Consider the following 12,412-nt stretch of genomic DNA (forward strand, 5'->3'; position numbering starts at 1 on the left):
CTCTCATGTCAAATCAAAACCACCCCTGGATCCAGGACTTCGCCAGCTTTGAGGCTGTCCTTTGCTGTACCCATGAACTCGGTCAGTGGGAGCCGTCAGCGACATTGCGGGCCTACCAGACGTATGGCTTCGATGACGCAAGCACACCCGGCAATGATCAAACCTTCCGGCACATCGACACGGGTGTACTGTTGCTGCACGATGGCGATGTCGTTGCCATCCAATTCGGCGACGGGAATTTGTCGGCTGCTCTGTCGGATCTCTTCCTGGTGCTCAACGCGTTGGGCTGGAATGAAGCCGAGGTGTTCCACCCAGCGGAGACCTTGGCCGCGCTGCTGGAAGACATGGGCAAGGCAATTCCGGGCCATATGGACTTCGACGTCAAGGCAGCAAAGGTCGTGTCAGAAACTGGGCGCGTTCCTGAGGAAACTGCGCTAATTGAGCGCGGCAAATCGCTTCTGCACGGAGTTGCCGTTGGGCATCAGGAAGTGCAGGACTTCAATGCCCTGGCGCTCGGGGAGCTGGAGTCGATGGCGCCCGACCACGCATTCCAATCTGTCGCTGCAACGGATACCAGTGTCCCCCAGCAACCGCTACCGTCAATGGAGGCCGAACCTGTCTCGGCTCGGGTGCATCTGGATGACGAATTTGACATCGGCATCGGTGACGCAATTCCGGGGCAATCGCTGTCGGAGCCGGCTCATGCAATTCGGCCACACGGGCAGGTATTCCTTGATGACGATGATTCGGGGCCCGTGGATCTGGTCCTCGGCGCGTCAACACTTCAATCGACGGCCGCCCACCCCTCGCAGAACGGTGGCGATGATGTCTATGCCGGCGATGGCCTCTCCATCGACGCAAATGTCGAAACAGCGGCGCAGTCAAATGCGGTACCCGTCGCGGCTGAAGAGCCAAGGCGGGTCGGGCAGCCGGCAGGCGCACCCATAGCCCATTCGGTCCGGATCGGGCACACCGAATCGCCTCCATTGCCAGACGCGCCAATCGATACCCCAGTAGCACGCGTGCCAACTTTTGTAGGGCGCTCGGGCAAGGGTTCGGCTCCACAAAGCCTCATTCGCGTCGGTAGTTCCGCTCTTAGTTTCGACCTTCCCGATGCACCGGTGTCGTTGGAGGAGATCAGTCAGTACGCTGGCCAGGTCGGCGCGATTGAAGTTGTGCATCTCTGGCCTGGGTTGATCCACCAGTCAGAGCGGTGGGATCTCGTCGGCGAAATTGACCTGAATGCCCCTTGGTTTGCCGAAGTTGTGGCGAATGAGTTGGCGCCCCAATGCGCCGTCGAGCGCGTCTGGTTCGCTTCTGCGCTGCTCCAACTGGCGCGGCGGCAGGGCCCTGCCCAACTTCGGGACATGCTGGTCGGATTGCTGAAGGCGGACGGTGCTGAGTCTTGCGGAGCGATCAGCCAGGCCGCGTCACTCAAGCCCGAGGCTCACGAGCGCTTCGTGAGCTTGGTGCTGGATCGGTTCTCGGGCCTGCTGCTCTGCCAAGAAGGCGAGTCATTCCTCGATGTTCGGCCCGCAGATGGCACGGCGGCCGAGTTGGGGATCGAAGTGCGCACGTTCAGCGTTCGGTCGATGGTCGAGGCGGCGGAGCCGAAACTGTATGTCATCCATTTGGACGCTACAGATGGCCCATTCATCGCGATGATCGTGAGGTTGCTCAGAGGCGTGGCCGAGCGCTATTCGATTAGCACGCGGGCTCGCACGCAGGCGCAAGCGCTGCAACGCGAGGTTGAGCGCCGAGAAGCCACACAGCGCGAGGCGGAGCGTATCAGTGCGGTTGAAATGGTCCAGTCAACTATGGCTGGCCTGATGGAGCAACTCAAGAAGGCAGGTATCGCACTGCCGACGTAACACGCCTCCATGGACACCGAGCTGCAGGCAGAACTTGACGCTTGCCTGGGAGCGGCCGAGAAGGTCTTGGATGGCCTGCCCGAGCCGCTTTCAGACGGAGCCAAGGTGGACCCGGCAGTCAGGGCGCGCATTCAGTGGATCCAACGCCAGCTTTCGAACATGACCGCCAAGCTCAAGGCGATGCAAGAGGACATGGAAGCGGGCGTGAGTCTGAATGAGATGGGGTTCGCAGATCCGCAAGAGATGCTTGATCTGCTGAATGACATGAGCATCCAAATCGCGCAGTTAAAGGCGATGAGTCTCGCGCTAGGAAGAAGCCTTGGGCACGGCCTCTAAAGGCTAAGAAGCATCCATAAGTCACTGAACCCACCATCCACGTAGCGCACGCTAAGCCTGCGCGACGGCTGCAACTTCAAAGGGAGAATTCGATGAGTCGCACAATGAAGTCAGACGCCCAGAATTCGCTGCTGCGGGCGCGGCGCGAGGCCGCTGAGTCGATCACCTGGCCGGAGAGAACAGCGCTATTGCTGAATCCGGACCCGACAGTCCGCAGGCGCCTCAAGCGCTTCGCGTTCGTTGTCGGTGCCTTCGCCTTGCTATCGCTAATCTCGATCCAGCCTCACGGCCCGCTGCAGGATCTGACGGATGCGCTTCAGACGCGCGATCTGCGACCGGCCATGGAGCAGGCCATGCGGGGCGGTAACCATACAGCCGCCACTTGGTTGGCCACGCACTATCCGAAGGAACACCCTGGACTGTTGCAACAGCAGGCGGATGCTGGGAATCCGAAAGCCATGTTTCTGGTCGGCGGATACTTGATGATGACCAAGGAGACGGATGGGCGCTACGTCTCGGTCGATCCTACGCTGACACCAGCGCAGCGACATGCGAAGGGACTGGAACTGGTACGCAAGGCGGCTGCAGCCGGCAGCGAGGATGCCCTGCTATTTCTCATCAGGAATGGCGAAGGCCTTACCGAATGAACGTAGCTTGCGAGGGCGAGCTAGACCTCGGGTAAGAGGATCGCGCCAGACCTGGGGCGCGCGGCCGCGAAGGTGGTCACGGGCAATTTGGATGAAGCTTGCCACACGAAATCCATTCGCCATAATTGGCATGCAGGCCGCGAACGATGGTCGCTCGCGGCTTTTTCATTGGGCGGTTCACAGCGACCGCCAGGGCGAGTCGCTTTGGGAAGAGGGGACAAGTGTTTAATGACATCGAGCGCTTCATGCGCATAGTTGGCCAACAGATTTCCAGAGACCGGAGGCGCTATGAAGCACGGGTCGAATCCGTGTTCGACCTTGTGCTGACCGTTCTGCCGGCAACAGCAGCGGATTCGGCATGGCTGAGGGATGTCAAGCATTCGGCATTGCAAGGTAAGCTTGAGTGGAAACTGAAGCTCGCCTCTTATCTGCAGGGGATCGCAGGCAAAGCGGAGCGCCAAGAAGCCGTTGCGTTGGTGCAGCATGCGGTCGACGAATGTCCGGAGAAAGGCGTACCGTTTGCCCACATCGCGATGCCGATGCTTTGGGCGCTGATGATCTCGGTTGCGACCATGAGCAACGTAGTCTTGACGTGGGGCGCCTCACCATTCTGGATCTTGCTTCCTTTGGTAGTCGTGGTGGCAGGGGCGACCGCGAGGAATATGCCGTGGCTAAACAGAGCGATGTTCTTCCGTCTTGGTCGATTGGAAAGGACAGTGTCGATAGGCGTTTATGGGACCTTTCTTGGCGTCATGGCCGTGTACTTCATACCGTGGACGACAAGCTTGGTCATGCCCGCACTTTCGCAAGGCAGATTCCAGCAAGAGCGAATCCGTTTGAACGACGATCCACAAGGATTTGCGACCCTGCGGGCCTTCGCGCGGGATAACTTCGCTGTTGAGGTGGTTCTGGGTGACGTGCTGTCTGGCGGCTGGGCAGAGACCGAGTTGAGTATCCCATCGGGCGGGTCCCCAGCATCGATGTCGCTGGCGTCTGGCTACTGTGAGATGAACATGAATCCGGCGCGCGTCCAACGCGAGTTCGGACCCTCACAGAAGATCGACGCTCCGCTTTGGACGCGAGGCGTGATGATGCATGAGTTTGGGCACTGTCTCGACACGCGGCGAGATCTGCCGGGATTCAACGGGCGCCCCCCTGCAACGTTTGCGCTTGCGCCTATCGACGCGAATGGTGTCGTTGACGCCCGGACGTACATCGCAGCAGGGCGCAAGAGATCGACGATGCTGTGGCGTGAAGCGTTCTCGGATATTTTTGCCGTAGGCTATTGGCGGCTATCCACATCCTCGGAACACGCTGCGAGACTTACCCAGATGTTGCGAGCGAAGCGCGCTGAGAATGCCGCCTTGGACAAAGCACATGCCACGATGTGTTGGATTGACCAGGCCGCTCAAGCCGCCCTTCCCGGATCGTACAAGGATCTGGTGAGTTGGGCCGATCAGATAAGAAGTTCGAAAAGCTGCTCAACGCAAGCCGCGTGAACGCGGGGGGCGGTACGAACGTGGGCGACCGTGTAGCACTGATTCGACCACGGTGCGCTTGCTGCGGGGATTGGCGGTGCTCAGGTCGATTCCCCGCAAGAGCCTTGTTGAAGTTGCGTTCCTGAGTTGGTCAGCGCGGCGCAGTCGGCATCGAGGCGATCCCAGACATAACGCACCAGGCGCGGCCCGTCGAGGACGCCCTTCGCGATCTGGTCTAAGGCAGCTTCAAGTTCCGCTGTGTAGCCGATGTGGGCGAAGCCGAAGCGGGGATAGAGGATGTCGTAGCACTTTTCAGCCAATGGTGTAGCTTCCAGCTCGCGATCCTTGCCAACCTTGATTGAGCCCTTGGTCTGTACCCCTCTGAGAATCGTAGCAAGGGTCGCGGGCCGGCCGATTCCAAGCTTTTCAAGCTTCGCCGTCAGCGTGTTGAGCGTATAACGCGGCGGTGTTTTAGTTTGGTGACTGCGCACCTCGGCACGGTCGACATTGACTGTAGCGCCCGGTGACAGTTTGGGCAGGCGCCTTGCTTCAGGGTGATTCTTCGCTGCCTCATCGTCCTGCAGGACTGGCGATTTCGCTGCAGGGCTTGCCATCCATCCTGGCTCCAAGAGAATCCGTGCGGTAGCGGCGAAGCGTTGTACGTTCCTCGCGTCTGTGAGGACGACGCGCCTGATCGCGTATCGAGCCGGCGCCAGTTGGCTGTAGAACGCTCTCTCACGAATTAGCTTGTAGAGTGCGCGTTGCTCTTCGGTTGCGCCAGCTTCCTCGACGTCGATGTACGACGGTCGGATGCCTTCACGGCCTTCCTGAGCGTTCTTGTTTTTTACTGTCCAGCGGTTGGGCGTTTCCGGCACGGACATCCCCTGTGAACGCAATAAGGATCGGATTTCTTCTGCAGCAACTGGATCGATGTTCGGACTGTCGGTGCGGTGGTAGGTGATGTGACCGTGGCCAGATCCGTCGCCTTCGAAAAGCCTTTGTGCGACTTGCATGGTCTTCTCCGCGTCCCAGTCAAAGATGCGGTTCGCGGCTTGCACCATGCTGAAGGTATAGAAGGGCGAGGGAGGGAGTCGCAGCTCGAAGGAGTCTTCACAGGACTGAACGGCGAGGGCACGTTGATTGCTTGCAGCCTTAGCCAGCTCGGCATCCAGGCAGCGTGGGGACGGGTCGTCAATGTCGTACTCGCTGTTGGGCTTCGGCCCATTCCTGGAAGCGTTGGGCGCTTGATACTGCCATTCAACTTGCCATCCGCCGAGGTCGAGGTGGACCGTATAGTAGGTCTGCACCTGGTGATTGCGAATCTTGCGCTCACGCTCGATCACGAGCGCCTCGACAGCAGTTTGCACCCGGCCGGTCGCGACGCCCTTCTGGTTCACTTGGCGCATTAGGACCGGCGATGCCACATTGCCAATGATCCTGTCAATCAGCCGGCGAGCTTCGCGAGAGGCGACCGCATTCCAGTCGATATGATCAGCGTGCTGAAATGCATGCTCGATCTTCTCGCGGGTGATCGCATTGAAGCGCATGCGCTTCGGGTTGCTGAGTTGCAGATACTTCATGACGAAGGCGGCAATAGACTCGCCTTCGCGATCTTCATCGGTGCCTAGATAGACAACCGTCCCGGGGTTGTCGCGGAGATACTCGCGAATCTTGGCGACGGCTCGCGTACCGTCAATGGCTCGATGCGCATCTGAGGTCAGGGCGTATTCGCCCTGCATCGATTCTCGGTCGATGCCGATACCCTCCCTAGGATTGCGGGGTAGGTCGCAGATGTGCCCGTATGTCGCCATGGCCTTAAATCGGCCTCGAAACATCTCTTCGATCTTGCCAGTCTTGTTCGGCGATTCAACGATCAGCAGGGCGGGTTGGGATTCCATGGCGGTATTCATCGTGCGCATCATAAAATAATGCATCTTTTGCCGCAAAAAATCCGGCACACCTGCACAAATTTCCAACTATGGTTGGCGGACGGTGTGTCAAGTAACGCATATCATTCAGGCCCCCGACGGGTGCCTGCCATGAAATCTTCAAAACTTAATGCAGCCTTCGGCAAGACTCTGGCCAGGCTGCGCAGAGAACGTGGCTGGACACAAGAATTCTTGAGCTTTGAGTGCGATCTCACAAGAAACTATGTTTCGTTGCTTGAGAGAGGAGAGAGCTCGCCGACATTGAACACCATTTCAAGCCTAGCCGAGGCATTGAATATTGGAGCGGAAGAGTTGATCAAGATGACATTTGAAGAGCTCCGGAAGACTTCAAGAGATTCGCGTAGGATTTAACGAACGCCGCCGGCCATCATCACCTCCCTCAACGCGCCCGTTGATACGTGCGTGCCGTTGGCATCCCCGCCTCCGACCATAGTCGGAAGCGAAAACCGATCGCAGATCTCTGCCAACCGGGGATCTTGCTCACAACTCTCTGCAGCGAAGGCACTGCCAGTTTCGCTGCCATGCTTCACCGTACGACATACCCACCTTGGCTATGCGGGTGAGGCATAATCTTGGCCTTTCGCCTTTCCTAATAACAACAAACTATGACCCGGGTCAGAATGAACGTCGGCTATCGCGCCGACGTGGACGGTTTGCGTGCCTTGGCAGTCCTGATGGTGGTGTTGTGCCACGCCGGATTGCCATGGCTTAGCGGTGGTTTTGTCGGCGTGGATGTGTTTTTCGTAATCTCCGGTTTCGTAGTCACGCAAAGCCTGCGCCGCTCCTTGGCTGACGGCACCATGTCGTTTGCCGATTTTTATGTTCGGCGCGCACGACGCCTGCTGCCAGCGCTTTACGCCATGATGGCGGCGGTGTTCGTCTTCGCGATACTGTTCCTGCTACCGTCGGATGCCACGGCGTTTGCCAAGCATATCGGCTTAATTTCGCTCTTGGTTGGTAACGTGTACCTGGCCAGGCAGACTGGCTATTTCGATCCTGCTGCTGAACAGCAACCACTGCTCCATACTTGGTCATTGTCGGTCGAGGAGCAGTTCTACCTGATGCTGCCACTGGTCCTGTATCTGCTACGCCGGCGGTCAGTACGAATGCAAGCGGTCGTGCTTGGTGCTTTACTGGTAATCTCGCTTGCCGCATCGCAATGGGCGATAGGCAAGGCGCAACCAGGCGCGTATTACCTCGCACACAATCGGGCGTTCGAGTTCTTGATCGGTGTGCTGCTTGCGTACGCTCCGGCCTTACAAGGTGCCAAGCGGAGAACCTTTGACTTGATCGCGTTGGGTGGACTCGCGGTTGTTGTCATTAGCGCGGTCATGCTAAAGCCTGCCGCACCATTCCCCGGCATGCTGGCGTTGGCGCCATGCCTGGCAGTTGCCTCGACGATTTGGGCTACGCCTCGATCGAGTCTTGCCTCCTTGTTGCTGGCCAATCGGTGGGTAGTGGCGCTGGGACGCGCTTCCTACAGCATCTATCTTTGGCATTGGCCAATACTGTTCGCGCTGCGCCGTTTTGATCTGCGCGCGCCCGAGTGGACTGCGGCGGGGGTCGTTGCGTCATTGGCCGTTGGCGCAGTGTCCTATCGTTGGATTGAGCAGCGATTTCGCTATGGAGCAATCCCACAGCGTAAGGCAGCAATTCGCTTCATGCTTGCCCCTGCACTAGCTGTTGCGGGTGTGATCGTGATTGGCAAGGTCTCTGGTGGCTTCTTGTTCGCCTATCCTCAAGCGTTCCGAATCGCTTACTCGAAGGCGGAAGAGGGTACATGGGATGACGCACGAGGCAAGGCCTGCTGGGAGCAGGTCGCTGTCACCGACCCACGTCGATGCCATCTTGGCCAGCCTGATGCTGTGCGCCGGGCGGTGCTCTGGGGTGACTCACACGCGTATCATCTCCTGCATTTCGTCGACCGCCTCGGCATCGACTACCATCTGCAGGTTCAGGACGTTGCCTTTCCGATGTGTGCCCCTATCGTCCAAGTCCCTGAACGGGCCGGAGACTCCCGCTATGAGGGAAACCGTCAACGCTGCGCGGAGCACAATGCGAATGTCATGCGCTACCTGGTGGCTAACCGCAGCATCGATACCGTGATCCTATCGGCCGTCTGGGACCTATACGCAAACGGGGAGCCGCGTGCCGATGCAGCGCCGAATATCCACGGCTACCTGCCGGGAGACATTGACCGTGCGCTCGATGAGACTGTTGGCCAACTGCTGAAGGCTGGAAAGCGCGTGGTGGTGTTCGACGATATTCCGCTGCTGCCGGAAAGCAGCGTGAATTGTCCTTTGTACAACCGCCTTCGGTGGCAACGCGAGCAACACGATTGCACCTTTGCCCTTGCCGATGCCAGTGGCAACCGCGCTGCGGCGCAAGCCGTGCTCGATCGCCTTATGGCGAAGCACCCGGCAGTCTCTGTTGTCCGCACTTACGGCGCAAGTTGTACTGCAGGACGGTGCGTTGCGGAGTATGACGGCGTACCCCTCTATCGTCTCAACGACTCCGGCCACCTCAGCATGGAGGGCAGCCGCGTCTACTACGACCTTTACCAAAGCACTCGGCCACACGAGCTTGAGCAGGTCTTCGGCGGGCGGCTCAAACTAGCGGCCAACAGCGTCCAGTAGCAATTTTTTTGCTGCAATCACGTCCCCCCGTTCTGGGGAGGCTCTCCGTGGCCGCTCCAGAACGGCTATCCGTTGCCGGGGAAGCACGTCTGGAGTTCCGTCGTCGGCAATGCTGGAGGAGTAGTAGGGCGATTCGATTGCCTTACTGGTAAACCCATACCGAGAAATTGCCGGCGCCTTCGTTGTAGGGATTGGAGGTAACCATCCACGCCGTCCCGCTCGGCACCGGGAATGTAATGGTGCAGACCTTCGACCAAGAGTCGTTGTTGTCGGCGTTTTGCACGAAGGCTCCAATTGTGTTGAGCTGGCCAACTAGTTGGCAGCGATTGACCCCAGTGCCACCGGATGCGACTACGAACTGCGTCTTGCCAGAGTTGTTCCACACCCAGCCCGAGCCTCCAGAGTAGCCGCTGGCGAAAACATAAGCACCATTGCTGCCTCCCCCACGCGACCATACGCCATTTTCACAGGTCAGCGCTCCAGTGCCATCACGACCGTGGAGCCCATTGGGACCACAGCCCCAGCCTTCGTTGGCCCAGCCGTCGACCTGCAGAAACTCGCCAGTGCGGATTCGACCCGCCGAGTTCATCCAGCCCCATGCGGAAATATAAGCAGAATTCACGTTGGTATCGGCTTGCAATGTACCTGGAGTCCAGACATTTTTGCTGTTGTAGGCGCGAATCCAAGTAGGGTCGCTCATGTACCACCCACCACCCCATTTTTCCGAGTACCAGCCGGAATCCCCGCGCGTCCGGAACCACCCGCCAGTGTAGGTCTCGCCCGAGGTATTCGTGGTTGTTGCGTTCACCGTGCCTGCGTTGTTGATGTTATTCCCACCCATATCGATGGCCGTCCCCATGCGATTGAGGTTTGGCTGGCCAGGTACGGCATTACGGTAGAGGTAATTGTTGGTCAACTGCCCGTTGTTGAATGACAGAAGTGCTGCGAGGTGGCCGCCCGCAATAGACGTGTAGTTGGCTGTTGGCATCGTCCAGCCGCTGTATGACCCATAGGCTGTAGCGGCTCCGCCGGCGTAGGCGCCTGAATCGTTCTTTGGGATGAAGCCTCCCTGAGCACCAACAAGACCTGCGATCTTGGACGCAACCATGTCATTCATGGCTGTCCCGCCGTAGCTCATGACGAAGGCCTGTAGATTGCCCGCGCTGGGCTGAAGTACTTCAATCTGCCACGTCTGGCCGAAGGGGTTCGTCGCGCTAAACGACGCATCCAGGAGGTTCACGGCTTGCAACATCGGGACGGTGATGATGGCCGGAGTAGTGGCGGTGGCTACGCTCTGCACGTTCGTGCTGTACTGCTGAATGTAGGCCGAGCCGGCGTCAATCAGTCTTTTTTGCTGTTGAGCCGTGGTGGCCGACCGCGTGTTGCCGTTCGCCGTTTGGGAGAACGTGGACAGCGTGGGAAGAAACGTCAAGCCGACGATGACGGCAAAGAGAAGACCGATGACTTCGCTCATTGGATCTGTCCTAGTTACTGGCCGATCTGAATAACGGAGACGACACTGCCGTTGGGCACGGTCGTTGCAAGTGTTTGGCTGGTTGAACCCGGCGCCACGCTGGTCCAGGTTGTGCCGGAAGACATACCGTAGGCCGCGTCTCCACCCGTTATGGAGACGATGGTATTGATAGCACCGGTCGGCAACGATGCGTATGTGGTAATTGTCCGACCGGCCGATCCAAACGGGGTGATGTTGTTGCCGGCCGTCGCAAGGAACGAAGCCGAGAAGGGCGTGCCTTGAGCAGCGAGCTGCGCAGCCGAAACCGAGCCGGTGAAGGCCGGATTGCTGTTCCTGAAGGCCCCGACTGCGCCGGCGTAAGCGACGAACATTTGGCCAGCCTGGGCGGCTTGCAGGACCTGCGTAGGCGGGATGTTGGACGCGCTTTGGTAGCGATAGATCGCCACGAGGCCGGTAAATAGCGCGAACACCAGAGTGGGCATCAATCGCATGAATGATCCATCGTCATGGCAAATTGCGGTTCATCATTGCAGTGCGGCGCTGTCGCTCTACCTCGCTGCTGAGCATATGGAAGGTGCCGTCGCGCACGATCGACTGGAGGCTCTCTTGCAATTCACTGTTCATCCATAGGGGTTCAAACGAAAGGATGCGAGGCGGGGCTCCAGTGCCCTTCGACTCCGGGAGTGTGAATGGAAGCGCTGCCGGCGGAGGCGTCTTTCCCGGTTCCGCGATGTGCAGAGTGAGGTGAACAGCAACCCGGAGTGCGTCGGCCAAGGCTGCAGAGATCTTGTCGTTGTTCGCGAGCATGGCAAGGCGCGAGAGCCCGCTAACCAGATCCCCGGCATGGAATGTCGCTACCACAAGGTGACCGCTGATGCTGGCAGTGATGGCGGCACGTACTGCCTCGCTACTGCGCAGTTCTCCAATGAAGATAATGTTGGGGCTGGCTCTTAGCATGTTGCGGATCGCCGAAGTGATGTCATCGTCCGATGACACTTCGGTCTGATAGCACCATCCCTTGCCGTGTTGACCCTGCATAGGGAGCTCGACTGGGTTTTCGACGGTCCAGCAGACACCACCGTGCCGGTGCAAGCGGCCCAGAATGGTAGATGCGGCGGTGGTCGTCTTGCCGCTGCCAGTCTTCCCCATGAAGACCACGAGGCCCTCTGTCAGCGTCTTGTCGTAGAGCTTCCTGGCGAAGTGCGGAGGTACCCCAAGGGACTCAAGGTCGCCGGGGGGCATCCGATAGCGACGACAGACGAAGAGACTGTTGCCAGTGGAGATTTGCATCAGGCCGACACGCATTCGCGGGCCCTCCTTAGGGGGCCACTGAACGCGAAATGCCGGACCACGACTCTGTGCCTGGGCGACGAGGAACTTGCGCAACGCCATGACCTCTTCTGCGCAGGCGTCAGCCACAGGTACGACGTTCAGAGAGTCGGGAGTCGGCTTATACCAGCACTCCCGCGCATCCTCTGCCACGTACAGATCGGAAAACTCCAGGTCGTGCAACTTCATCGTTTAATGACTGAAGGTGAAAATCAGGCTGTTTGGCGACGCGTTGCAGGCGCTGACCGCAGCACCAGCATCGATGGGCAGCGCCTGCGCCGCGCCATTGATCTTCAGACCGACAATCGACGGTGTGTTGGTCGCCATCTTGGAGCAGGCGTCGTTCGGCACGCCTGCCTCGGTAACGTCGAAGCGTGTTGCATCGGCGGCATTGACGTTCACAGTGATTGCACCAGACCACGGATTGATAAGAGCGCCGGCGGCGACCATGCGAGTGGGTGCCAAGCCGCCGTTGACGGCGACTGTGTTGGTAAGCGACGTGAAAGTTGACTGGGTGCTGTACAGGGCCTGCACGTTGGTCTGAAGCTGGGTCAGGTCGTTGGTCGCGTTACCTGTCTTTGACGAGCCAAAGAAGGAATAAAGGACAAGGGCGACGGCTGCCACACCGATCAGGGCAGCGAGGTTCTTGAACAGGGCGCCGAGGATTTCACTCATGATGGAATTGCTCCTAG

The 12,412-nt window shown here is 58.9% G+C and carries 11 protein-coding genes; 6 read left to right on the top strand and 5 right to left on the bottom strand.

Annotated elements, in window-relative coordinates:
- Positions 1–5 precede the first annotated feature (5 nt).
- The 4 genes from A2G96_RS09825 to A2G96_RS09840 all read left to right on the top strand — a co-directional run bounded on the left by A2G96_RS09825 (position 6) and on the right by A2G96_RS09840 (position 4,353).
- A complete protein-coding gene (locus A2G96_RS09825; RefSeq protein ID WP_062798798.1) occupies positions 6–1,871 on the top strand; it encodes a hypothetical protein in 1,866 nt (621 codons plus the stop codon).
- Positions 1,872–1,880: 9 nt separating this feature from the next.
- A complete protein-coding gene (locus A2G96_RS09830; RefSeq protein ID WP_062798801.1) occupies positions 1,881–2,207 on the top strand; it encodes a hypothetical protein in 327 nt (108 codons plus the stop codon).
- Positions 2,208–2,311: 104 nt separating this feature from the next.
- Positions 2,312–2,854 (top strand): SEL1-like repeat protein, encoded by a 543-nt coding sequence (locus A2G96_RS09835; RefSeq protein WP_062798803.1) that lies wholly within the window; start codon positions 2,312–2,314, stop codon positions 2,852–2,854.
- Between the two features lie 221 nt (positions 2,855–3,075).
- Positions 3,076–4,353 carry a hypothetical protein gene (locus tag A2G96_RS09840; protein ID WP_150124100.1) on the top strand — a complete coding sequence of 426 codons (1,278 nt, stop codon included), beginning with the start codon at positions 3,076–3,078 and terminating at the stop codon, positions 4,351–4,353.
- 80 nt (positions 4,354–4,433) lie between these two features.
- Here A2G96_RS09840 and A2G96_RS09845 read toward each other — a convergent pair whose 3' ends face one another.
- Positions 4,434–6,254, bottom strand: coding sequence for a type IA DNA topoisomerase (locus tag A2G96_RS09845; protein WP_167354357.1), 1,821 nt, complete (start codon positions 6,252–6,254; stop codon positions 4,434–4,436).
- Between the two features lie 117 nt (positions 6,255–6,371).
- Between A2G96_RS09845 and A2G96_RS32360 the strand changes: the two genes are divergently transcribed.
- Both A2G96_RS32360 and A2G96_RS09850 read left to right on the top strand, forming a co-directional pair.
- Complete coding sequence (locus tag A2G96_RS32360; RefSeq protein WP_082818895.1) at positions 6,372–6,632, top strand: helix-turn-helix domain-containing protein; 261 nt, start codon at positions 6,372–6,374, stop codon at positions 6,630–6,632.
- 269 nt (positions 6,633–6,901) lie between these two features.
- Positions 6,902–8,917, top strand: coding sequence for an acyltransferase family protein (locus A2G96_RS09850; protein ID WP_062798809.1), 2,016 nt, complete (start codon positions 6,902–6,904; stop codon positions 8,915–8,917).
- A 142-nt stretch (positions 8,918–9,059) separates the two neighbouring features.
- Here A2G96_RS09850 and pilV read toward each other — a convergent pair whose 3' ends face one another.
- From pilV to A2G96_RS09870, 4 genes are read right to left on the bottom strand one after another with little or no spacing between them, the layout of a single operon-like run.
- A complete protein-coding gene (gene pilV / locus A2G96_RS09855; protein WP_062798811.1) occupies positions 9,060–10,391 on the bottom strand; it encodes a shufflon system plasmid conjugative transfer pilus tip adhesin PilV in 1,332 nt (443 codons plus the stop codon).
- Between the two features lie 14 nt (positions 10,392–10,405).
- Positions 10,406–10,882 carry a type IV pilus biogenesis protein PilM gene (locus A2G96_RS09860; protein ID WP_062798813.1) on the bottom strand — a complete coding sequence of 159 codons (477 nt, stop codon included), beginning with the start codon at positions 10,880–10,882 and terminating at the stop codon, positions 10,406–10,408.
- Positions 10,883–10,895: 13 nt separating this feature from the next.
- Positions 10,896–11,909 carry an ATPase, T2SS/T4P/T4SS family gene (locus A2G96_RS09865; protein WP_062798815.1) on the bottom strand — a complete coding sequence of 338 codons (1,014 nt, stop codon included), beginning with the start codon at positions 11,907–11,909 and terminating at the stop codon, positions 10,896–10,898.
- A gap of 3 nt (positions 11,910–11,912) precedes the next feature.
- Positions 11,913–12,395 carry a type 4 pilus major pilin gene (locus A2G96_RS09870; protein WP_062798816.1) on the bottom strand — a complete coding sequence of 161 codons (483 nt, stop codon included), beginning with the start codon at positions 12,393–12,395 and terminating at the stop codon, positions 11,913–11,915.
- Between the last annotated feature and the right edge of the window lie 17 nt (positions 12,396–12,412).

The sequence above is a fragment of the Cupriavidus nantongensis genome (assembly GCF_001598055.1).
In the GTDB taxonomy this organism is placed as follows: Bacteria; Pseudomonadota; Gammaproteobacteria; order Burkholderiales; family Burkholderiaceae; genus Cupriavidus; species Cupriavidus nantongensis.